The organism is Cognatishimia sp. F0-27 (genome assembly GCF_020667845.1).
Lineage (GTDB): Bacteria > Pseudomonadota > Alphaproteobacteria > Rhodobacterales > Rhodobacteraceae > JAFMPQ01.
Window position 1 is genome coordinate 22,053 of the sequence record NZ_JAFMPQ010000010.1, and the last position, 23,486, is coordinate 45,538.

General features: G+C 64.0%; 18 protein-coding genes. 6 read left to right on the forward strand and 12 right to left on the reverse strand.

Annotated elements, in window-relative coordinates:
* Positions 1-5: 5 nt before the first annotated feature.
* From puhB to bchF, 9 genes are all read right to left on the reverse strand, one after another.
* A complete protein-coding gene (gene puhB, locus J1C49_RS07275) occupies positions 6-674 on the reverse strand; it encodes a photosynthetic complex putative assembly protein PuhB (RefSeq protein WP_227445152.1) in 669 nt (222 codons plus the stop codon).
* Between the two features lie 69 nt (positions 675-743).
* Positions 744-1,523 carry a photosynthetic reaction center subunit H gene (gene puhA / locus J1C49_RS07280; RefSeq protein ID WP_227445153.1) on the reverse strand — a complete coding sequence of 260 codons (780 nt, stop codon included), beginning with the start codon at positions 1,521-1,523 and terminating at the stop codon, positions 744-746.
* Positions 1,524-1,551: 28 nt separating this feature from the next.
* Positions 1,552-2,994, reverse strand: coding sequence for a PucC family protein (locus J1C49_RS07285; protein ID WP_227445154.1), 1,443 nt, complete (start codon positions 2,992-2,994; stop codon positions 1,552-1,554).
* Positions 2,991-3,662: a magnesium protoporphyrin IX methyltransferase gene (gene bchM / locus J1C49_RS07290; protein ID WP_227445155.1), complete on the reverse strand. Its 672-nt coding sequence runs from the start codon at positions 3,660-3,662 to the stop codon at positions 2,991-2,993. The genes J1C49_RS07285 and bchM overlap by 4 nt, the downstream gene beginning before the upstream one ends.
* 169 nt (positions 3,663-3,831) lie before the next feature.
* A complete protein-coding gene (gene bchL, locus J1C49_RS07295; RefSeq protein WP_227445239.1) occupies positions 3,832-4,752 on the reverse strand; it encodes a ferredoxin:protochlorophyllide reductase (ATP-dependent) iron-sulfur ATP-binding protein in 921 nt (306 codons plus the stop codon).
* Between the two features lie 157 nt (positions 4,753-4,909).
* Positions 4,910-8,476, reverse strand: a complete 3,567-nt coding sequence (locus J1C49_RS07300; protein ID WP_227445156.1) for a magnesium chelatase subunit H — start codon at positions 8,474-8,476, stop codon at positions 4,910-4,912.
* On the reverse strand, positions 8,466-10,034 hold the full coding sequence (bchB, locus tag J1C49_RS07305; RefSeq protein ID WP_227445157.1) for a ferredoxin:protochlorophyllide reductase (ATP-dependent) subunit B: 1,569 nt from the start codon (positions 10,032-10,034) through the stop codon (positions 8,466-8,468). Before bchB ends, J1C49_RS07300 begins: the two co-directional genes overlap by 11 nt.
* Positions 10,035-10,095: 61 nt before the next feature.
* The gene (locus tag J1C49_RS07310; RefSeq protein WP_227445158.1) at positions 10,096-11,382 is read right to left on the reverse strand and encodes a ferredoxin:protochlorophyllide reductase (ATP-dependent) subunit N; all 1,287 of its coding nucleotides are present in this window, start codon (positions 11,380-11,382) and stop codon (positions 10,096-10,098) included.
* Complete coding sequence (bchF, locus tag J1C49_RS07315) at positions 11,379-11,867, reverse strand: 2-vinyl bacteriochlorophyllide hydratase (protein ID WP_227445159.1); 489 nt, start codon at positions 11,865-11,867, stop codon at positions 11,379-11,381. The genes J1C49_RS07310 and bchF overlap by 4 nt, the downstream gene beginning before the upstream one ends.
* Positions 11,868-12,159: 292 nt before the next feature.
* On the opposite strand from bchF, the gene J1C49_RS07320 reads away from it, so the two are divergent.
* The 6 genes from J1C49_RS07320 to idi all read left to right on the forward strand — a co-directional run bounded on the left by J1C49_RS07320 (position 12,160) and on the right by idi (position 18,618).
* Entirely contained in the window at positions 12,160-12,945 is a 786-nt protein-coding gene (locus J1C49_RS07320) for a cobalamin B12-binding domain-containing protein (protein ID WP_227445160.1), read from the forward strand.
* Positions 12,946-14,370 (forward strand): transcriptional regulator PpsR, encoded by a 1,425-nt coding sequence (gene ppsR / locus J1C49_RS07325; RefSeq protein ID WP_227445161.1) that lies wholly within the window; start codon positions 12,946-12,948, stop codon positions 14,368-14,370.
* A gap of 284 nt (positions 14,371-14,654) precedes the next feature.
* Positions 14,655-15,572, forward strand: a complete 918-nt coding sequence (chlG, locus tag J1C49_RS07330) for a chlorophyll synthase ChlG (protein ID WP_227445162.1) — start codon at positions 14,655-14,657, stop codon at positions 15,570-15,572.
* Positions 15,573-15,628: 56 nt separating this feature from the next.
* A complete protein-coding gene (locus J1C49_RS07335; RefSeq protein ID WP_227445240.1) occupies positions 15,629-16,888 on the forward strand; it encodes a BCD family MFS transporter in 1,260 nt (419 codons plus the stop codon).
* A 3-nt stretch (positions 16,889-16,891) separates the two neighbouring features.
* The gene (locus J1C49_RS07340) at positions 16,892-18,073 is read left to right on the forward strand and encodes a geranylgeranyl diphosphate reductase (protein ID WP_227445163.1); all 1,182 of its coding nucleotides are present in this window, start codon (positions 16,892-16,894) and stop codon (positions 18,071-18,073) included.
* Entirely contained in the window at positions 18,070-18,618 is a 549-nt protein-coding gene (idi, locus tag J1C49_RS07345) for an isopentenyl-diphosphate Delta-isomerase (RefSeq protein WP_227445164.1), read from the forward strand. Before J1C49_RS07340 ends, idi begins: the two co-directional genes overlap by 4 nt.
* A 413-nt stretch (positions 18,619-19,031) precedes the next feature.
* Here idi and dxs read toward each other — a convergent pair whose 3' ends face one another.
* The 3 genes from dxs to pufM all read right to left on the reverse strand — a co-directional run bounded on the left by dxs (position 19,032) and on the right by pufM (position 23,486).
* Positions 19,032-20,957, reverse strand: coding sequence for a 1-deoxy-D-xylulose-5-phosphate synthase (gene dxs / locus J1C49_RS07350; RefSeq protein ID WP_227445165.1), 1,926 nt, complete (start codon positions 20,955-20,957; stop codon positions 19,032-19,034).
* Positions 20,958-21,359: 402 nt separating this feature from the next.
* Complete coding sequence (pufC, locus tag J1C49_RS07355; protein WP_227445166.1) at positions 21,360-22,490, reverse strand: photosynthetic reaction center cytochrome PufC; 1,131 nt, start codon at positions 22,488-22,490, stop codon at positions 21,360-21,362.
* Positions 22,491-22,493: 3 nt separating this feature from the next.
* Complete coding sequence (gene pufM / locus J1C49_RS07360) at positions 22,494-23,486, reverse strand: photosynthetic reaction center subunit M (protein WP_227445167.1); 993 nt, start codon at positions 23,484-23,486, stop codon at positions 22,494-22,496.

The following is a 23,486-nucleotide window of genomic DNA, read 5'->3' on the forward strand; positions in this document are numbered from 1 at the left end:
CCCCCTTATTCCGCTGCAACCGTGGTCGTGCCGCGCTGGCCCGCACCGGTTTCGCCGGATTGCACCGTCGATGCCCGCGCGACCTGCGGCATCGACACCCGCGCCTCGGCGGCCTCGGCAATGATCCCGGCGATCTTCTCGGCCTCCGGAATGCACCGCAGCGCTGGTTGCACGTCGCGGATCGACCAGGGCTTGATATGCGGCCAGCACATGGCATAGCCGAGCGGCGACCGGTCCATGAGCTGGAGAGCGATCGTGCCGGTCCCGTTCTTGCGCAGCGCCAGAGAGGCATTCGCGATCTGCGTGTAAGGCAGGTTCAGCGTCACGGTCAGCGCCGCACCCACGCGCATCGCAACGCGCTTGTTCGTCACCGTGTAAACGGTGGTATAGGCCTGCACCCAGGCCACCAGCATCAGCACCGCAACCACGATGCCGCACAGGATCAGAAACGGCACCGACGCACCGATCGCCTGCTGAAACGGCATCAGGTCATAGACCGCAATGAACCGCCAGACCGTCAGAAAAACGAAATAGGCGATCACCCATTTCAGGCTCAGGCTTTCCCAGGCCAGTTGCCACCAGTCCGGCTTGCCCTGCCACAGGATCCGCTCCCCTTCAGGGGGCAGTTCCGGCAGGCCCGGCATCGGCTCCGTCGCAAAATCATCATGGCTCATATCGGTTACCCCCCGTATCGCCAGTTCGCAAAGGGGGACGCGGCTGGCTGGCCGCGACCCCGGCTGTCATCAAAGCTGCGGTTCGAGCCGCGCTTCATCCGCATAGAGGGTGCCGCCGCCGTAATAGGCGCTGATCTTGTCCTCCTCGAGCTTCGTCACCTGGTTCGGCGCACGATGCTTGGGGATGTCCGCAAAATTGTGCCCATAGAGCGAACGGATCCGGACCTGGTTCTTGAGGATCCGCACAAGCGTGATCGGAACAAGCCGCGTGCCGGCGCCAAATTCGCTGTCGAGTTCGAATTCGAGGTAGCGCACAAGCTGTTCGGGCTCATCGACCCACATATCCGTGACCTTGCCGACGATGGAGCCGTCACCCCCGGTCACCGGCAACCCGCGCGGATCACGCCCCGCGGAAACCACGAAACTGTCGATCGCCGACATCGGCACGATCTTCGGGTGGCCCTTGCCATCAAGCTCCGGCTCATCGCGACGCGGCGCCCAGCTGGCCGGGCCGACACCGTCGATCATCGGGTCACCCTTGGGATTGTAGGGAAAGCCTCCGGAGTCGAAGTCGCGGGTCAGCAGACCGTCGATATCGCCCCGCTCCGGGGTCTGCCCCGACGGCACGGTATATTCGCCACGCCCGTGCGGCAGGATGAAGGTCTTGTCTTCGGGGTTCGGGAAGACGCCGCCCGCATCGGCTTCGCTGCCATCTTCGTCAAGCAGCGGATAGCCCTCGCGCTGGTTCTCACGCTGGATCCAGATCACCAGGGCGACAAAGAAGCCGAAGAACAGCCAGAGCGCGATGCTGGCCAGGTCGAGATTGCCGAAAATATAGTCTTCTGTCATCGTTCTTGTCCTCCTGGGATGGCCGGGATCACGTTGGGAAATCCGCAAGACCCAGCCGCGATGCGTTTTCTTGCGTTATTTGTGTTTTTCTACGGGAACGGGAGAGAAGCGGGCCGAGCGCGATCAACGTCACGAACAAAAGCCCGATCTCGAGGTGATAAACGACCGAATAGCCGGTCGCGGGATCGTTGAGCGCCTCGCCCCAGGCGCCAGTGGTCACGGCGGCGTTCACACCGTCGCGGACCGCCCCGCCGATCAGGGTCGACAGGCCGGCAGCCGTGGCCTGTGCCGCGCCCCATGCGCCCAGCGCAAGCCCTTTGCCCGCGGTTGCGGTGTCCGGCATGGTCATCGCCGCGGTCAGTGTGGAAATGCTGAACAGGCCCCCGCCAAAGCCGATCATGATCGCCCCGGCAAAGAACAACACGGTGGAGTTCATCGGGCTGGCAAAAATCACCGCGCTGAAAGCCGCAAGCCCGGCAAGCGCCCCGCGCCCCGCCATCCGATAGGGGCTGATCCCCGTCTTGAGCCAGACCGCGGCCAGCGCGAAGCCGGTCAGCGCGCCCGCGGCCCACCCGGCGGTCAGCAGGGTCGTGGCGCTCACCGACAGGCCAAGGATCTCGCCGCCATAAGGCTCAAGCAGAACGTCCTGCATGTTGAACGCCATGGTGCCAAGGAACACGACAAACAAAAGCCGCCCGGCGGTGCCGCCCCGGGTCAGATCCGCCCAGGCATCGGCAAAGCGCGGCGCCGGCGCCTCACGCTCCGCACGGCTCATCGGGCGCACCGCCTCCTGCCGCCACAGCGCGACGAGGTTGAGCACCACGGTCAGAACCGCCGCGCCCTGGATCACCTGGATCAGGCGGATGCCGCTGAAATCCCGCAGGAGCCAGCCGATCACCACCGCCGACAGGCCCATGCCGATCAGGAACATCACGTAAAGCAGCGCAACAACACGCGGGCGGGTTTCCTCGGTCGCCCGGTCAGCGGCAAGCGCAAGGCCCGCGGTCTGCGTCATGTGCATGCCAAGACCGGTCATCAGAAAGGCCAGGGCTGCAAGCACCTCACCGGCAAAGGGCACCTCATGGGTGACATCGCCCCCCAGAACCAGAAGACAGGCCGGCATGATGGCAAGCCCGCCCATTTGCCACAGCGTGCCGAACCACAGGTAAGGGATACGCTTCCAGCCGATCGAAGAGCGGTAATTGTCGGACTTGAACCCAAGCAGCGCGCGGAACGGCGCGATCAGCACCGGCAAGGCCACCATGATCGCCACAAGCAAGGCGGGCACGCTCAACTCGACGATCATCACACGGTTCAACGTGCCAAGCAGCATGACACCCGCCATGCCCACCGACACCTGAAACAACGCCATGCGCAAAAGCTGGCCAAGCGGCAGCTCGTCGCTCGCCGCATCTGCAAATGGCAGGAGCCGGGTGCTGATCTTCGAAATCTGGGCGCGGGTCACAATCATGCACGGCACTCCAGCGCCTGGCTGATGTAAAACCCGACAGACACGCGCCCGAGGTCCCTCAGGGCGCCGGTCTCGGCCACCGTCCGGCTGAGCCGCTTGGGCCCGTGCGGGATCATGACGGGCGACCGGTCGCTGCGGGGAAAGGCCTTGCCCGCGTACCACATCGCCATGAGCAGCGGCGTCTTGGGCGCAACGGTGAAAACAACACTTCCGGTGGTGCGCTCCATGAGTCGCGCCAACGCGGTCCGAATGTCCGCTTCGGTGTAATAGATCAGGCTGTCCATCGCAAAAACGTGGTCAAACCCGCCCAGCGCAGGGGCCAGCATGTCGCCGCTCGCAAACGTGACATTGGCCGCGAGATGCTCGGGCAAACGACGCTCCGCGATCTCCACAAGGGAGGGCGAGATATCCACGGCAACCACGTCCGCGCCGCGCTCGGCAAGCTCGATCGTGGCAACCCCCGGTCCGCAACCGGCATCCAGCACACGCATCCCCGTCATGTCCGCCGGCAACGCGTCGAGCATCTTGGCCCGCATCGCATCGCGCCCCTTGCGGACGGTCTCGCGGATCTTCGACACCGGCGCATCGGAGGTCAGCCGCTCCCACACCTTGGTGGCGGAACGGTCGAAATATTCCTCAACGCGGTTGCGGGTCACGTCATAGGTCACTGGTCGCCCCCCCGCTGCACACAGGCCGTGGCGCGCTGCCCGGGCCGCATCACCGGCGCGGACCAGCGGCCGATGACCTCGCTGCGCCGCGTCCACAGCCCGGTCGCCCCTGCCGGGGCCTGCGCAACCATGCGCATGGCATGTGCATGCTCTGTGCATGGATTGTGCATCAGTCGAATCCCAGCAATTCAAAGATATCCCGGTCCGGCATCGCCTCCGGCGCCAGCGGCTCCGTGCCGCGCCACAGCGTCTCGGCAAGCTGGATGTATTCCTTCCGCGCCATGACGATGTCTTCCTCGTCCGGCATCTCGAAAAGCGTCTTCTTCTTGAGCCGCGAACGCCGGATCGCATCGTAGTCCGGCATATGCGCGATGCGCTTGAACCCGACCTTTTCGCAAAAGCGATCCACCTCGTCGGTCTCGCGCGACCGGTTGGCCACGCACCCTGCAAGCCTTACCTTGTAATTGCTTGATTTTGCTTGCACCGCCGCGATGATCCGGTTCATCGCATAAATGCTGTCAAAGTCATTCGCCGTCACGATCACGGCCCGGTCCGCGTGCTGCAACGGGGCGGCAAAGCCACCACAGACCACGTCGCCCAGCACGTCGAAAATCACCACGTCCGTCTCATCCAGAAGATGGTGCTGCTTGAGCAGTTTCACCGTCTGGCCCACCACGTAGCCGCCGCAGCCGGTGCCCGCGGGCGGGCCGCCGGCCTCGATGCACATCACCCCGTTATAGCCTTCGGTGACAAAATCCTCGGGCCGCAACTCCTCGGCGTGGAAATCCACCTCCTTGAGAATGTCGATCACCGTCGGCTGCAACTGCCCGGTCAGCGTGAACGTGCTGTCATGCTTGGGGTCGCAGCCGATCTGCAACACCCGCTTGCCCAGCTTGGAAAACGCCGCACTGAGGTTCGAGGACGTGGTCGATTTCCCGATCCCGCCCTTGCCATAGACCGAAAAGACCTGCGCCCCCTCGATCTTCATCGACGCGTCCTGGTGCACCTGCACCGACCCTTCGCCATCCTGCCCCCTGAGCACGGGCGGCGCGGTCACGCCACGCGCCTTCAGACCGGCCGCTTCGCGCATCGCCGCTTTCGCCGCAGGCGGGTTCTTTGTATCCAGAGGGCTCATGCCATTCTCCCATCAGAGGCGCCAACCCCTTGTTTCTTCTGTCCTGAAATACTCCGGGGAGTGTGAGGGGCTGGCCTCTCACCCCGCTCGGCCATATCGCGCATCGGTCCGTTCATTCCGCAGCCACCCCCTCAAGACGATCTTCCAGCGCATCCGCCGCATCCTGCAGCGCCGCGAGCGTGTCCGCATCCGGCTGCCAGTAATTGCGGTCATGCGCTTCCAATAGGCGGTTCGCCATCCGGCTCGACGCCGTCGGGTTCAACTCCGCCAGACGCGCGCGCATCGCGTCATCGAGCACAAAGGTCTCGCTGAGCCGCTGATAGACCCAGGGCTCAACCTTGCCGGTGGTCGCCGACCACCCCATCGTGTTGGTGACCTGCGCCTCGATCTGGCGCACGCCTTCGGCCCCATGCTTGAGCATGCCCTCGAACCATTTCGGGTTCAGCGACCGCGCGCGGGTCTCCAGCGCCACCTGGTCCGACAGGGTCCGCATCTTGCCCGCACCGCGCGTGGTGTCCGAGATATAGATGGCCGGCTCCTCGCCCCCGCGTGCACGTTTCACCGCGCGGGAGATTCCGCCAAGCGTGTCAAAGTAATGATCCACCGTGGTCACGCCCAGCTCGACCGACTCTAGGTTCTGATAGGCGACATCCACGGATTTCAACTGGGTTTGCAACAGCTTGGCATTGGCACTGGCCTTGCCGTTCACACCGTAGGCAAAGCTCTTGCGCGCCTCATAGGCATCCGCCAGCTCGTCCTCATCGCCAAAGGCAGAGCTCTCGACCAACGCGTTCACGTTCGAGCCGTAAGCGCCCTCGGCGTTCGAAAACACCCGCAGCGCCGCGGTCTCCAGATCGCAGCCATGCTCGTCCATATAGGCCAGCGCATGCGCCCGGATGAAGTTCTGCTCAAGAGGCTCGTCCGCCGATGCCGCCTTGAGCGCTGCTTCCGCGAGCATGCGCGTCTGCAACGGCAGCAGATCCCGGAATATCCCCGACAACGTCATCACCACGTCGATTCGGGGCCGTCCCAGCGTCTCCAGAGGCACCAGATCCGCGCCCGAAATCCGCCCGAAACTGTCAAATCGCGGCGCCGCGCCGATCAGCGCCAAGGCTTGTGCGAGAGGCGCACCGTCCGACTTGATGTTGTCCGAACCCCAGAGCACCAGCGCGACCGACCGCGGCAGCGTCTCGTGGGTCTCCAGGAGCAGCGCCGCTTGGCGCGCCCCATCCTGACAGGCAAAGGCTGTCGGCATCCGGAACGGATCAAACGCATGGATATTGCGCCCCGTCGGCAGCACATCCGTCGACCGGATCAGGTCGCCACCCGGCACCGGCGCAATGTAATGCCCCGACAGCGCCCGCATCAGCGCCGGCAGCTCGTGATCTTCCTGCAACAGCGCATTGACCCGCGCCCGCGTCTCGTCATCCGCACCCTCGATCAGCGCGAGGTAATCCGCCCGCGCCGCATCGGAAAACGGCTGCCCGACAATGTGCAACCCGTCCGGGATCAGCGCATCCTCGGTCTCCAGAAGCTTCAGCCAGAGCGCATCGGGCGCCACACCGGCCATATCCACCGCCTCCGCCTGATCGGCGATCAGCGCCTCGATCTCCGCGCGGTTCGGGTCATCGCCCTCCATCTCGCGCCAGCGGGTCAGGCTGTCCTTGAGCTCCTGCAACCCCTTGTAAAGCCCTGATTGTGCCAGCGGCGGCGTCAGATGCGTGATGGTCACGGCACCGGAGCGACGCTTGGCCAATGAAGCCTCGGACGGGTTGTTGGACGCGTAAAGATAGACGTTGGGCATCTCGCCGATAAGCCGGTCCGGCCAGTCGCGTGCGCCAAGCCCGGCCTGCTTGCCCGGCATGAATTCCAGCGCGCCATGCATCCCGAAATGCAGCACCACATCCGCCTGCAGCGTGTTGCGCAGCCACAGGTAGAAGGTCACAAAAGCATGGGTCGGCGCAAAGCCCTTCTCGAACAGCAACCGCATCGGGTCGCCCTCATAGCCGAAGGCAGGCTGCACCCCGACAAAGACATTCCCGAAATGTTGCCCCAGAACAAACACGCCGCGCCCGTCGGACTGCACCTTGCCCGGCGCCGGGCCCCAGGCCGCCTCGACAGCCTTCAATGGCGGTGTATTGGCCACGATATGATCCGCGCTCACATGCGCCGCCACATTGGCTTCCTGCCCGTATTGCGCCGCGTTGCCCGTCAATACCGCTTCGCGCAACGCCGCGACGCTGTCGGGAACCTCCACCGTGTAGCCATCCGCCTTCATTGCCTTCAACGTGTTGAACAGGCTCTCGAAAACACTGAGATACGCCGCCGTGCCAACCGCGCCTGCATTGGGCGGAAACCCGAAGAGCACAATTCCCACGGTCTTGGAGGCATTCTGCATCCGCCGCAGCCGCGCCAGCCGCAGCGTCTTTTCCGCCAGCGAGTCGATCCGTTCGAGGCAGGGCGCCATGGCCTTGGTCTGATCCGACCCCGGACACGTATACTGACACCCTCTGCACCCTTCGGGCCCGTGCCGCCCGCCAAAGACAGTGGGACATGTGGCGCCATCCAGCTCCGGAAGGGCAATCAGCATCGTGGTCTCGATCGGACCAAGCCCTTGACCCGACTCCGCCCATTGTCCGAGGGTCTGGAATTCGAGCGGATGCGCCGCGAGGTAGGGCACATCGAGCCCCTTGAGCACAGCCACCGCCGCATCGCTGTTGTTGTAGGCGGGTCCGCCCACAAGGCTGAACCCGGTCAGCGACACCATCGCATCAATGCGCACCCCTGCATCGTCCCGGAAATACGACTCGATGGCCGGGCGCGAATCAAGCCCCCCGGCAAAGGCCGGCAAAACCCGCATGCCGCGCGCCTCGAAGGCCCGGATCACCGCGTCGTAGTGCTTGGCATCATCCGCCAGCACATAGGACCGCATCAGCAGCAGGCCGACGGTTGCCTCCGCGCCGGTCGGCCCCGGAATGTCCCGCGGATCGGTGGTGATGCGATCAGGCAGATCAGGGTGGTAGAGCCCCACATCCGGGTAATCGAGCGGCGCGGGCGCATCGCCGCCAAGCCATTCGCTCCGCGTCCTGGCATAGCGCCCCAGAAGATAGCGCACCATGGCCTCGATATTGTCGTCCGACCCGCCGAGCCAGTATTGCATCACGAGGAACCACGACCGCAGGTCCTGCGCCTTGCCGGGAATGAGCTTGAGGATCTTGGGCAGGCGACGCAGCATCGCCATCTTCTTCTCGCCATCCTCGCTGGAGGGCTTGGACGATCCCCGCAGCCGCTTCATCAGGGCCATCATCCCCGATTGCGGCGCGGCCATGTCGAGCTTGCCAAGCTTGGTGAGTTTGACGATCTGCGCATCGGAAATCACTCCGATCATGCCATCGACCCGGGTCCGCGCGGCTTCGAGATCCGGCAGGATCGGCGCGATGTGCTCCTCGAGGAACAGCAGGTTCGCAATGATCATATGCGCATCGGCAATCGCCCGGCGCGTCTCTTCGAGCGCCTGCGGGTTCTCCGCCCATTCCGCCGCCGCATGCACCGTGACGGTCAGCCCCGGAAAATCCTGCGCCAGACGCAATGACGCGCGCGCCACCGGTCCCGCCGCATGGGCATCCAGCGTGATGATGGCGATGTTATACGCCACGGGGTGCTCGAAACTATCGCGCATAATGGGCCTTCGCTTCATAAAGCGTGTCGACGCTGATCTCCGACACCCCGCGCTCGGTGGCAAAACTCTCCGTGTTCCGCCGCGCCTTGCCACGCACGAAGAAAGGGATCTTCTTGAGTTCCCGCTCCGCCGCGGGCAGCCAGACAACCTCGATCGTCGTCTCCGCGCCCTGTTTCTTTGGGCCGGAAATATCCCGGGGAGTTTGAGGGGCTGGCCCCTCAACATCCGCCACCGCGACGCGCACCTTGGCCTTGCCGCCGTGATGGCTGGCCCCGGCCTCGTCGTGGAACTCGAAATCCTCGCGGAACATCGTCAAGAGATGCTCCTCAAGACCCATGACAAGCGGGTGCACCCAGGTGTCAAAGATCACGTTGGCGCCCTCGATCCCCATTTGCGGGCTGTAGCGTGCCGGAAAATCCTGCACATGCACCGGAGCCGAGATCACCGCACAGGGGATGCCAAGCCGCTTGCCGATATGGCGCTCCATCTGCGTGCCAAGGATCATCTCCGGAGCGGCGTCCTCGATGGCACGTTCCACCTCGAGGTAATCGTCGGTGATCAGGGCCGGAACACCGAAATCCTTGGCAACCGTCCGGATCAGGCGCGCCTGCTCACGGTTGTAACACCCAAGTCCCACCACCTCGAAGCCCATCTCGTCCCGCGCGATGCGCGCGGCGGCGGCCACATGGGTGCCGTCGCCAAACAGGAAAACCCGCTTGCCCGTGAGATAGGTGCTGTCAACGGAGGCCGAGTACCACGGCAGGCGCAGCCGGTCTTCGTCGAGGGCTGGCGCCAGACCGGTGATCTGCGCCACCTCGGCGACAAAATCGCGCGTTGCACCGACGCCGATCGGCACGGTCTTGGTAAAGGGCTGGTCGAGCTCCTTTTCCATCCAGCGCGCCGCCGCTTCAGCGGTTTCGGGATACATCAGCACGTTGAAATGCGCGGCCCCCATGCGGGCGATGTTCTCCGGAGACGCCCCGTAAGGGGCGACGACGTTCACGCCGATCCCCATGTCCGCCAGCAAGGCCGTCACTTCGGTGATGTCGTCGCGATGCCGGAAGCCCAGCGCCGTCGGCCCGATCAGGTTCGCCGTCACATGGGTTGTCCGCGCCATTGGTTTCGCCAGCGCCCGCACGATCCGGTAAAACGTCTCGTCCGCGCCGTAGTTTTCCTTGCGCTGATAACTCGGCAGCTCCAGCGGGATCACCGGCACCGGAAGACCCATGGTCTCCGACAACCCGGCAGGATCGTCCTGGATCAGTTCCGCGGTGCAGGACGCCCCGACGATCATCGCCTGCGGCTTGAACCGGTCATAGGCGGCCTGGCAGGCATCCTTGAAAAGATACGCCGTATCGGAGCCAAGATCGCGCGCCTGGAACGTGGTGTAGGTGACAGGCGGGCGATGGTTGCGCCGTTCGATCATGGTGAAGAGCAGATCCGCATAGGTGTCGCCCTGCGGCGCGTGCAGAACGTAATGCAACCCCTTCATCGCCGTGGCGACCCGCATGGCGCCCACATGGGGCGGTCCTTCATATGTCCAGACGGTCAGCTTCATGATATCGCCCTCGGACGCGCCCGCAGGCCCCGGGATATGGTTTTCAGGAGGAGGAACGGGATCATTCGGCCGCCTCCACCCGCAACAGGGACCGACGGCGCAGTGGCCGCGAGAAAAGCCCCGCAAGATCGCCCGCCTGTTCGTAGAAATGCACCGGCGAAAACACGAGCTCGATCGCCCATTTCGTCGTCAGCCCTTCGGCTTCGAGCGGGTTGGCAAGGCCAAGACCGCAAACCGTGAGGTCCGGCGCCGCCGCGCGGCACCGGTCGAGCTGACGGTCCACATCCTGGCCCTCGGCGATCACCGGCCCCTCGGCAAGCAATTCCAGATCCGGCGTCATCACCGCGCGATGGATAAAGGGCGCGCCAACTTCGAGCGCCGTCATGCCACATTCACGGGTCAGGAAACGCGCCAGCGGAATCTCCAGCTGGCTGTCCGGAAAGAAGAAGACCGACCGCCCGTTCAGCGCTTCGGAGGCTTGCGCCACCGCCTTGCGCGCCCGCGCCCGCGGCCGTTCGGTCACGGCCTGAAACGTCTCCTGCGGCACGCCGAATTCCCGCGCGATGGCGGAAAGCCAGGCGGTTGTGCCCTCCTCGCCAAAGGGGAAAGGCGCGTGCAAGGGCCGCGCACCGCGCCGGATGAGCGCATCATGCGTTTCCGTCAGAAAGGGCTGGGTCAGCGCAAAAACCGTGTTTGCTCCGATACCGACCTCGCTCAGACGGTCCGTTTCCGGCAGCCAGCGGATCGGGCAGATGCCCATATCGCCAAGCAGGCCGCGCGCCTGCTCCTCGACAACATCCGGCAGCGCGCCAACCACGAGCAATTCGCGTGCATCCGTCTTGGGCAACACCGGCACCATCGCCGCCAGACAGGCGTCTTCGCCCTGCGTGAACGTGGTCTCGATGCCCGACCCCGAATAGTTCAACACGCGCACATGCGGGGCAAACTCCGCCGACATGCGCTCCGCGGCGGTGGCAAGATCCAGCTTGATGACCTCGGACGGGCAAGACCCGACCAGAAAGAGCTGCTTGATATCGGGACGCCGCGCCAGCAGATCGCGCACCACGCGATCCAGTTCCGTCTGCGCATCCGCCAGACCGGCCAGGTCGGTCTCCTCCAGAACGGCCGTGGCGAACCGCGGCTCGGCAAAAATCATCACGCCGGCCGCCGATTGCAGAAGATGCGCGCAGGTGCGCGAGCCAACCACGAGGAAGAACGCATCCTGCATCTTCCGGTGCAGCCAGATGATCCCGGTCAGCCCACAGAACACCTCGTGCTGGCCACGTTCCTTGAGAACCGGGGTATTGGCACAGCCATTTGCGGGGGGCGGCGGAAAGCGGTCGGTCATCCCATCGCCTCCTGTTGCAGCCGCGCCATCCGCAGTTTCCACACGAATTGCCCGGCATTGATGACGTAGGCGGCATAGGCGGCGAGCGCGAGACCCATCTCCTGCACCGGAGAGAGCGCGGCGGTCCACAAAGCCGCGAGGTAGGCGGTGTGGAGCGCGATCACGAGAAAGGAGAAGACATCCTCCCAGAAGAAGGCCGGCGCAAAGAGATACTGTCCGAACACGACCTTTTCCCAGATCGCGCCGGTCACCATGATCAGATAGAGAAAGCCGGTCTTGACGATCACCGAAAGCGTCGCCGCCTCGTATCCGGCCCCGGAAGCGAGATACCGCAGCACAAGCACCAGGGACACGAGGAAAACGACGAATTGCAGGGGCGCCAGAACGCCCTGGATCATCGTCCAGACGGTGCTGTCGCGGCGCTGTCGTTCTTCCGGTGTGTAGAGAAAAGCGGGTGCGCGCTCTTGGGTGTTGTGCCGGTCCATATCGATTCCATTATCCCTCGCTGAATGAAGGTAACGGTGTTCCGGCAAAAGTGTCAACTATAACTTACACTCAAGAAGCTGACACATTGTCCTTGCCGCGATTCTGGCGTCACAACCGAAAATTCCTTTTTTTATTGAAGTTTATAGCGGGGTATCATGTTGTTTTCCTTGCCTGTCCCAAATTGAGTGTCAATTATCTTTGACATTCCAGGGGCCATGGCGGAGAATGAGTGCGCCATCGGTCAGGCGGCCTTCTTGAGGTGCCCGGAAGAGGATGGTAGCGAGGGTTGACATGACAACTGACAACAACACCGATGAACGGGGGTCGGAAGAAGGGCGTCCGGATATCTCGGCGCTCGCATCTTCCGTAATCTCCTTCCTCAGCGACAAGTCCGACGCGGGGGCAAAATCGATCCGCGGATCGGTGGTGCGCAAGCTCGTGACCGCAACCCTGAGAGACGGCGCGTTCAACGCCGAGATGCTGCTCGAAGATCTCAAGGACAGCCGCGTCGCGCAGGACCAGATCGTCGACATCTACATTCCGGAAGCCGCCCGCGAACTTGGGGTGATGTGGGTGGAGGACGTGATCGGCTTTGCCAAGGTCACGATCGCTTCGGCCCGGCTTCAGGGTCTCCTGACCCTGCTCGCGCCACCCTGGTCGGCGCGCACAGCTGTCAACGAGGATGCGCTCAACACGCTGCTCATCCTGCAAGCCAATGACTCGCACACCCTGGGTCCGCATGTGGCCACCGCCCAGCTGCGCCGCATGGGCGCCTCTGTCCGTCTGCTCTTTGGTCCCGACGAAAGAACCGTTTTGCGAGTGTTGGATCAGGATCACTATGACCTGATCATGTTCTCCTGCTCACGGACCGACGCTCTTGCACCCATCGCAAAGATGATTAAACGGATCAGAACAGAGCTGGAAGGAACGCCCCCCATTGCGCTTGGAGGCCTTGTTCTCGAACTGGCAGATCGCGTGAAAGATCGGACCGGTGCCGACCTGGTCACCGCGGATGTTCGGGTCGCTTTCAAGCTGTGCGACAAGAAACGACACAAACCGAAGTCCGTGGCGCGTTAGATGAACACAGGTGGGTCAGATTTCTGGAACAGCGGGTCGGTGCCGGTCATCGAGCCCGAATTCCTGCCGGGTTTGATCTCTGCCGCTTCAGATATCGCACTGGTGATCGCAGAAGACGGCAAGGTGCTGTCTGTCATGATCAATTCCGATGAATCCTCCTTTGGCAATCTGAGCCACTGGGAAGGGCGTCCACTGGCCGAATTCCTCACCGTCGAAAGCGTGCCCAAGCTCGAATCCGTGCTCCAGGAGTTTCGCGACGGTCGGGTGTCTTCCAAAGCCGTCGAACTGAACCACAACGACAACGCCGTCTGGGAATTCCCGGTGCGCTACGCCTTCCACTCCTTCGGCGAAGGCACCGCACTGATCATGCTCGGGCGCGATCTGCGCCCCGTTGCCGAAACACAGCAGCAGCTTGTTCAGGCACAGATGTCGCTCGAACAGGGCTACGAGGCGCGGCGCGAATTCGATGCCCGCTACCGTCTGCTGCTGCGCACCGTGCGCGATCCGATTGTCTTCGTGTCGGTCAGTGACGGGCAGGTCCGCGACATCAATGAACCCGCCGCCGCGCTTCTGGGCTCCACCCGCGAAGACATGATCGGCACCTCCTTTGCGCAGGAGTTCCGTGACCGCCGCCGCGAGGAGTTCATCGAAAGCCTCGTCAACAACGCGATCTCCGAAAACGTCTCCGCGCTGACGGTCCAGACCCGCCGCTCCCGACAGCGGCTCGGCATCCAGGCAACGGTGTTCCGGGCCGCCGGGGAACGGTTGCTCATCTGCCGTCTCGATTCCGAAAGCACCGCCACCGCCACAACGGACGAGTTGAGCATCAACCTGTCCGTGCTCTATGCAAAAGGCACCGATGCCATCGTCTTCACCAGCATCGCCGGCGTGATCCAGACCTGCAACGATGCCTTCCTCGATCTCGTCGACGCGGCGCATCTGGTGGACGTCAAGGGCCGCAGCCTGGGCGATTTCCTCGGTCGCGGCCAGATCGACCTGAGCGTGCTGATTGAAAACTCCAAGCGCAACGGACAGATGCGCATGTATTCCACCAAGGTGCTGAACGAATACGGCGCCAAGACCGCGGTGGAGATGTCGGTCACCTATCTCAACGACCGGTCGGACCCGGAGCTGGGCATCATCCTGCGCGACGCCTCGCGTGTCGATGCCATCCGCAAGACCCCGATGCAGAGCACCGAGGAATCGAGCCGCAACGTCATGGAGCTCGTGGGCTCCGCGACGCTCAAGGAAATCGTCTCGGAAACCACCGATGTGGTCGAGAAGATGTGCATCGAAACGGCGGTCAGCCTGACACGCAACAACCGCGTCGCCGCCGCCGAGATGCTCGGTCTGAGCCGCCAGTCGCTCTATGTCAAACTGCGCAAGCACGGGCTCCTGAGCCGCGACACCGACGACGAAAGCTGATCGCTTCGGGTCGTCCTGTCCGGTGATCGCGCACCCACGAACCCTCTCCCGGTCCGAGTCCATGACCTCGAAGGCGTTGTGTCCAGGGGGTTGTCTCCGGTCCCTGTTTCTTTGGGCCTGAAATATCCCGGGGGTCTGGGGGCAGCGCCCCCAGCCGCCTGTCCTATCTCCCGAACGCCGGCTGAGAAAGCACCATGCCGCAAGCCGGGATATTCCTGTCAAAAGCGCCCCTGCGCGTCACCTCGCCCCTTGCTCCGACTCGCAGAGTCGTATTTAGTTTACATATGACTGTCAGTATTAGTTTACACCGCGACCCGCCCCAGCCCGGCAATCGCCCGGAACCCAGGGCCATGCTGGAGCTCATCAAACCGGTCACCTGGTTTCCGCCGATGTGGGCCTATCTGTGTGGCATGGTCTCCACCGGGGCCAGCTTTGCGGACCATTGGGCACTGGCCCTGCTCGGCGTGATCCTCGCCGGACCCATTGTCTGCGGCATGAGCCAGGCCGCCAATGACTGGTGCGACCGTCATGTCGATGCCATCAACGAGCCAGAGCGTCCCATCCCTTCCGGCCGCATCCCCGGGCGCTGGGGTCTCTGGATCGCGCTTGCCATGTCGGGCCTGTCGCTTGTCGTCGGAACCTTCCTCGGTCTGTGGGGCTTTGTTGCCACCTGCGTCGGCGTGCTCGCTGCCTGGGCCTACAGTGCCGAGCCGATCCGGCTCAAGCGCTCCGGCTGGTGGGGCCCCGGGCTGGTCGGTCTGAGCTACGAGAGCCTTCCGTGGTTCACCGGGGCCGCCGTTCTGGCCCAGGCCCTGCCCCGCCCCGAAATCATCACCGTCGCCCTTCTCTACGGCATCGGCGCGCATGGCATCATGACCCTCAACGATTTCAAGGCGCTCGAAGGCGACCGCAAGATGGGTGTAAATTCCCTGCCGGTCACGCTCGGCCCTGACCGCGCCGCCAAACTCGCCTGCCTCATCATGTTGGTGCCACAGGCTCTTGTGATCCTCGCGCTCGCGCATTGGGGTCAAGCCAGCTATGCGGCAGCCATCCTCGCACTCGGCCTCGGTCAGGTCTGGGCAATGTCGGTAATGCTGCGCGACCCGCGTGCAAAGGCACCGTGGTATAACGGAACCGGCGTGCTGATGTATATCTCCGGCATGATGATTGCGGCCTTTGCCCTTAGGGATATGGGTCTGTGAGCGAGCCTTTGACAGCCGCGGCGCCCGGCTCAGCAACTCTGGGGTGGCTCGCAATCATGCGGCTCGGCCTCGTGCAAATGGCGCTGGGCTCCATCGTCGTGCTCACCACCTCCACGCTCAACCGGCTCATGGTGGTCGAACTCGCCCTGCCCGCGCTTCTGCCCGGCTTTCTGGTCGCCCTGCATTACGGGATCCAGATCACCCGCCCGAACTGGGGGTTCATCTCCGACAAGGGAGGCAATCGCACCCGCTGGATCCTTCGCGGCATGGCGATCCTCGCCGCAGGTGGCCTGATGGCCGCAGGCGGGGTCGTCGTGATGGAGACCAATCGCATGGGAGGGATCGGCCTGTCGGTGCTCGCCTACGCGCTGATCGGGCTTGGCGCCGGCGCCGCCGGGACATCCGTTCTGGCCCTTCTGGCAACCGCAACAGCCCCGCATCGCCGCGCCGCCGCCGCAACGATCACCTGGCTGATGATGATCTTCGGAATCGCCATGACCGCGGGCGTGGTCGGCAGCTTTCTCGATCCCTACTCACCCGCCCGGCTCATGACCGTTGTCGCATTGGTCTGCGTTGCCGCGCTCAGCATCACGCTGGTTGCAACATGGCGGATCGAACGCGGCGTCGAAGCCGCCCCGGAACCCGACTCCGTCCCGTTCCGCGAAGGGCTGGCACAGGTCTGGGCCGAACCGGCCGCGCGGGTGTTCACCATCTTCGTCTTCCTCTCGATGACCGCCTTCTTCATGCAGGAACTGATCCTCGAACCGTATGCCGGTCTGGTTTTTGCCTTCACACCGGGTGAAAGCACACAGCTGTCCGGCATGCAGAATGGCGGCGTGTTTCTAGGCATGCTGCTGGTCGGCATTGCGGCCACCGGATTGCGTATCGGCAGTCTGCGCGCTTGGGTCGTCGGCGGCTGCATCGGCTCGGCAGCCGCGTTGGCCATGCTCGCCGGTATCGGTGGCAGCGCCTCAAAATCGCTGCTGATGGGAGCCACCGTGGCGCTCGGCTTCTTCAACGGAGTCTTTGCGGTGGCCGCCATCGGCTCGATGATGGCGCTCGCGGGGCAAGGCCGCGAAAAACGCGAAGGCACCCGCATGGGTCTCTGGGGCGCGGCACAAGCGATCGCCGCCGGGTTCGGCGGTCTGATGGGGGCCGGCCTCGCCGACCTCATGCGCCAGGTCACATCCGATGCGCCCGCCTTTGGCACGGTCTTCCTGATCGAAGCGGCGCTGTTCTTGTCCGCGGCCCTGATGGCCGCGCGCATCATGCCGGGCCGCGCGCCCGATCCACGCACACTAGTCCCGGGGGAATGAATCATGTTTGACGTCTTTGTTGTCGGAGGCGGCCCGTCCGGGGCCACCGCAGCCATTGACCTCGCCCGTTCGGGGCACAGCGTGGCAATGCTCGACCGCGAGGGCCGGATCAAGCCATGCGGCGGTGCAATTCCTCCCCGCCTGATCCAGGATTTCGACATCCCCGACGAACAGCTCATCGCCAAGGTCAAGACCGCGCGCATGATCTCGCCCACCGGCCGCCGCGTCGATATCCCGATCGAGAACGGCTATGTGGGCATGGTCGACCGCAAGGATTTTGACCCCTTCCTGCGGGACCGCGCGGAGCAGGCCGGCGCCACGCGCCTCACCGGCACCTTCCTGCGCATCGAGCGCGCGGGCAAGCGCCGCTGGGTGGTCTACCGTGACAAGGAAAGCGGCGAAGAATGCCGCGTCGAAACCCGCCTCGTCATCGGCGCAGACGGCGCAAAATCCCGGGTTGCCGCACAGGAAATCCCCGGTGGCACCAAGACGCCGCTGGTCTTTGCCTATCACGAGATCATCGCCGCCCCGACCGTCGCCAACGACCTCTATGACCCCGAGCGCTGCGACGTGATCTACGATGGCGCAATCTCGCCGGACTTCTACGGCTGGGTTTTCCCGCATGGCAAATCCGCTTCTGTCGGCATGGGCACCTATGTCTCTGACGTCAATCTCAAGGAAGCCACCGCCGCGCTGCGCGCCGCCTCCGGGCTGGCCGATTGTGAAACCCTGCGCCGCGAGGGCGCGCCGATCCCGCTCAAGCCGCTGCGCTTCTGGGACAATGCGCGCGATGTGGTGCTTGCGGGTGATGCGGCCGGTGTGGTCGCCCCGTCCTCGGGCGAAGGGATCTACTACGCCATGGTTGGCGGTCAATGCGCCGCCGCGGCGGCCAGCGCCTGCCTTGCCTCCGGCCGGATCACCGATCTTGCCCTGGCCCGCCGGCTCTTCATGAAAGAGCACAAGCAGGTCTTCAAGGTGCTCGGCGCGATGCAGAATGCCTATTACAAATCCGACATGCGCCGCGAGCGGTTCGTATCGCTCTGCCACGATATCGACGTGCAGCGCTTGACCTTCGAGGCCTACATGAACAAGAAACTTGTCAAGGCGCGCCCTCTGGCGCATCTCAAGATCGGGTTCAAGAACCTCCGCCACCTGACCGGCCTCGTCCGGGAGACGCATATATGACGAACCAGTTCCCGGGACAGATCCCGGCATGGATAGACGGCACCCTGACACCTGTCGACAAGCTCGATGCGCATAAACGCGGGCTGAGACACAAGGCGGTTTCGGTGTTTGTGACGCGGGGCGAGGATGTGCTGATCCAGCGCCGCGCGCTTGGCAAATACCACACGCCGGGTCTCTGGGCGAACACCTGCTGCACGCATCCCGACTGGAATGAGACCAGCCTCGACTGCGCCAATCGCCGTCTGAAAGAAGAGCTCGGCATCACCGGACTCACACCGGAGTATCGCGACCGCGTGGAATACCGCGCCGATGTCGGCGGCGGTCTGATCGAACACGAGGTGGTCGATATCTTTCTCGCCGAGGCGGGTCCCGCCATGCCGCTTGCGCCCAATCCCGACGAGGTCATGGACACGGACTGGCTGGCCTACCCGGCACTGATGGACCGGGTCCGCGCCAAACCGGCCGATTTCACACCTTGGCTGCGGATCTATCTCGATACCTATGCCGAGCGGATCTTCGGAGACCGGTTCGTCGCCGCACAGTAATGCGGCGCACAACCAAGCCGCACAGTAATGCGGCGCACAACCAAGCCGCACAGTAATGCGGCGCACAACCAAGCCGCACAGTCATGCGGCGCATGAACCAGGCCGCACAGTCATGCGGCGCATAAACCAAGCCGCATAGTCATCCGGCGCACATGTCCAGGTCGGCGCAGGATCGCGGTGCAACCCGGTGTCTGCCCGGCAATGCGGCCCACGCCACAATCCGGACAATAACACCCCGCGCGGCCCCGCTAATCAATCCCCACGCGCCCGCCCCCATCCAGCGGATCTCCGTGCCGCAAAGTCCCCAGAGCATCCACTATCCACGCAATCGAAGGGCGCGCCATCCACCGGGCGCGCCCCTGTTTCTTCTGTCCAAAAATACTCCGGGGGTCTGGGGGCAGCGCCCCCAGCGCTCAGCCCTTGCGCGGCAGGCTCACCACCTTGGCATCCACCCCAAGCACACGGCGCACCTCGGCGGCAATATCCACACGGGTCAGCCCCGCATCCGCATACATGTCATCCGGGCTTGCCTGCTCGATAAACCGATCCGGCAGCGTCATGGTCCGGATCGCCAGACCCCGGTCAAACGCCCCTTCGGCGGCCAGCGCATGCAACACCATCGCGCCAAAGCCGCCCTGAGCGCCCTGCTCCACGGTGATCAGCGCCCGGTGATTGCGCGCAAGCTGGCGGATCAGATCCATGTCCAGCGGCTTGGCAAAACGCGCATCCGCCACGGTGCAGGATATCCCGTCACCCGCCAGCGCCGCCGCTGCGGCCTCGACCTCCGGCAAATGCGCCCCGAAGGACAACAGCGCCACGTCGGAGCCTTCGCTCACCACGCGCCCCTTGCCAATCTGCAGGACCTCTCCGCGCTCGGGCAGCACAACGCCGGTGCCCGATCCGCGCGGATAGCGGAAGGCAATCGGCCCGCCATCATGCGCCGCAGCGGTGGCCACCATATGCACAAGCTCCGCCTCGTCACCCGCCGCCATCACCGTCATGCCCGGCAAGTTCGCGAGGTACGCCACGTCAAAGGCGCCCGCATGGGTCGCGCCATCCGCGCCCACAAGCCCCGCCCGGTCGATGGCAAAGCGCACCGGCAATCCCTGCAGGGCCACGTCATGCACAATCTGGTCATACCCGCGCTGCAGGAAGGTCGAATAGATCGCACAGAACGGCTTCAACCCCGACGCGGCCAGCGCCGCCGCAAAGGTCACGCCATGCTGCTCGGCGATCCCGACGTCGAACACGCGCGCGGGGAACCGCTCCGCCATGATGTTCACACCGGTGCCCGACGGCATCGCCGCCGTCACCGCCACCACGTTAGGATCGCGGGCCGCCTCGTCGGTGAGCGCCTGCCCGAAAACAGAGGTATAGGACGGCGCGTTGGGCTTCGATTTCGCCTGTTGCCCCGTCACGGGGTCGAATTTCGCGACACCATGCCCGCGATCCGCGGACCCTTCGGCAGCGGCAAACCCCTTGCCCTTGGTGGTGCAGACATGGATCAGGACAGGCCCCGTCGCCCGCGCCCGCGCCGCGCGCAGAACCGGCAAAAGCTGGCTCATATCATGCCCGTCAATCGGCCCCACATACTCGAAGCCGAGATTCTCAAAGATCGTGCCGGAGCCCTGTACCGCGCCGGTGACCATCTGCCGGGCGCGCTTGGCATGCTCCCGCATCGGCGTCGGTAACGCGTTCTCGAACCCTTCGGCCATGGATTTCATCTTGGCCAACGGCTCATTGGCATACATCGCCGACAGGTAGGACGACATCGCCCCCACCGGCGGAGCGATGCTCATCTCGTTGTCATTCAGAATCACAAAGAGCCGCCGCCCCTCGTGGCCTGCGTTGTTCATCGCCTCATAGGCCATGCCCGCGCTGATCGAGCCGTCGCCGATCACCGCAATCGCATCGCCGGTGGGCTTTCCCATGTCGCGCCCGACCGCAAAACCAAGCGCGGCGGAAATCGAGGTGGAGGAATGCGCGGCACCGAACGGATCGTATTCGCTTTCCGAACGCTTGGTGAAACCCGACAACCCGTCCTTCTGGCGCAGCGTGCGAATCCGGTCGCGCCGCCCGGTCAGGATCTTGTGCGGGTAACACTGGTGGCCCACATCCCAGATCAGCTTGTCGGCGGGCGTGTTGAACACTGCGTGGATCGCAACCGCTAGCTCCACCACACCCAAGGAGGAACCAAGATGCCCCCCGGTTTCCGAAACCGCGGAAATCACCTCGGATCGCAGCTCACCGGCAAGGGTGGCAAGGGTGGCGTCATCAAGCTGGCGCAGATCGGCAGGGCCGGCCACGCGATCGAGAGTGGGGGTGTGGGGGCGTGTCATGGGTCAGATCCTCTGGTGTGAGCGCGGGGACGCGAGAGAGGGAATGGAAAGAAGGCGTCACGACCACACGGGGGGTGCCGATGGCCGTGACGCCAGTTTCCTGTAGCCAACAGGAAGGGAACCGGGGTGTTGAGGCCCCGATATCTGGTTGCCCGTTGGGAAAGACTTGCAACCAGATCCGGCTGACGCGGCGATGCACAAGGATGCGCGCCACCTGCGCCTTAGTCTTCTCCGGGTCGTGCCGGATTGCGCCGGAACGAACGGAACAGGCATGCGCGGGTCTTTCCGCCGCGCGGCCCGGTCCCCGGAATGCCGGCACCCGTCAAACCGGGCGCCTGCGGGGTGATCCGGCCAGGGGCAAAAGCGCGCCCCCGCCCGGATCTGTCTCATCGAGCCGGGCCGTTACTGGTCGGCGGCGGCTTCGTAAACCGGCGGTTCGGAGGAGGCGAGCTCGGGCCAATCCGCGATCATGTTGGTGCCCTGAAGCGGCTGCTGGTAACCCTTGTGACAGGTCTTGCAGGCGGCCTTCGGCGCGTCGGCAAAGACCGGACCAAGACGCTCGGGCGGATACTCGCCCTCCAGCGGCACAAGCCAGGTGTTGTTGATGTCCTGAACCATCCCGATACCGAGCTGTTCGGTGGCCCATTGCGGCGTCACCTGCTCGAAATCGTAAAAGGCGCGGGAATTGTGGCAGAAGTTGCAATTCACCCCGAGCGAGTTGGACACGTAGTTCATCAGCGAGAACGTCCGTTCCGTATCCTGCCAGGTCGCGACACCGGGCTCGTCCGGGTATTCGGCCACATGGCTTTCGAGGTTGTGCACGCCGATCCGCTCGTAGTTGAGCAGGTAGGCCTCCAGCGCATTGGATGGCAGCGAGGTGAACTGCGACTGCACGGTCACGCGGTTCTGCACCGCCGCCCAGCCTTCGGCCGCCTCATTGACCGCACCAAGACGGAACCAGATGTCGCTCGGCACGTTCTGGCCACGGTGACAGGTGTAGCAGTTGACGCCCACCTCTCCGTTGGCATTCACATGCCCGTCCCAGCCCTCGTTGATGGCCTGGGTCATCTGGATCATGTTGCGCGCGATGACCTTGGTATAAAGGTCGTCATTGCCGTATTCTTCCAGATCGACATCGCCGTGGCAGTAGGCGCAGCCCTGTTCCGGAGCAACCCAGTTGGTGATGGCATTCATCACGCGGTTGAAGTTGTCCTCGGTCAGATCGCCAAGCACCTGCACGTTGTCATAGATGTCGCGGGCCAGCGGCTCACCGCCTTCGGGGACATACACGGCCTCGGTGTAGTATTCCGCGATCGACGGGTCAGGCGTGAGCCTGTCGCTGTCGAACTCCGGCACCGACATGCCGGTGCCGCGCGGGCCTGTCTGCATGGAGGTGGTGGCGAAGGGCTGACCGATGACGACAAGCCATGCCGCCACGATCACCGCCGTTCCGAGAACGCCGACAAGAACCGCCGGACCGTAGATGTCTACCGGCTTGTTGGTGTTCCATTCATTGAACCACTTGGGAAGCATCGATCACTCCTCCTTGCCGATAAAGGCGTCATAGGTGCCGTATGCCTCGTAGCCGTAGCTGCCGTCATACATCGGAGCGAAGTGATGCTCCTGGGCCCAGATGAACCAGTTGTCCACGACCGTGCCGGTGAGCAGGATGCCGATGCCGCCCGTGATCGGGGTGAGCACCGCAAACCACCACGCCCAGCGGTGAATGCCTTCCATCGTGGCGTTGAAGCCCATGGTCCAGCGCCAGAACAGGGCCGCGCGTTCCGTGGCCGTGCCGCGGTCGACGATCTGTTCAAGCTCCCGGTCGCCGCCGTAGCGGGTCACCGCAAGGATCGTCGCGCCGTGCATCGCGAAGAGCAGCACAGAGCCATAAAGGAAGACGATCGAAAGCGCGTGGAACGGGTTGTAGTAGAGGTTGCCGTAGCGGATCGAGAACGCCGTGGTCCAGTCAAGGTGCGGGAAGATCCCGTAGGGCACCGCTTCGGACCACGATCCCATCAGGATCGGCCGGAACAGGCCAAGCACCAGCATCAACCAGATCGCCGACGCAAAAGCCCAGAAGATGTGTTTGCCCATCTTGTGTTCTTCCGCGAGGATCCACGTTCGCGCCAGCCAGCTCATCACCGACACGAGCAGGAAGAAGCTCGCGATGATATACCAGCCCCCGTCCTGAAGCGGCGGGATCTTGAGCCCGTATTCCGGGCTTGGCGGCTCCAGCGCCAGCCAGAAGAGCTGCCGCAGGAATTCCGGGATCGACCAGCCGACCTGCGCCAGCATGTTGAGCCCGATGATGTTGAGGGCAAGGATGCCCGTAGCGATCGACACCATGCCGGTCCAGCCAAGATAGACCGGGCCAAGCTGGGCGTTTCCGAGCCACCCGATGAGGGTGGAGAACCGTGCCCATGTGCCGCGCTCTTCTTTCGCGGTGGGTGTGTCCATGCCCCATTCCGGTTGGCCCTGGACCTGCACCTGCGTGAAGATGTTTTGATATTCGGGTAAACTAGCCAT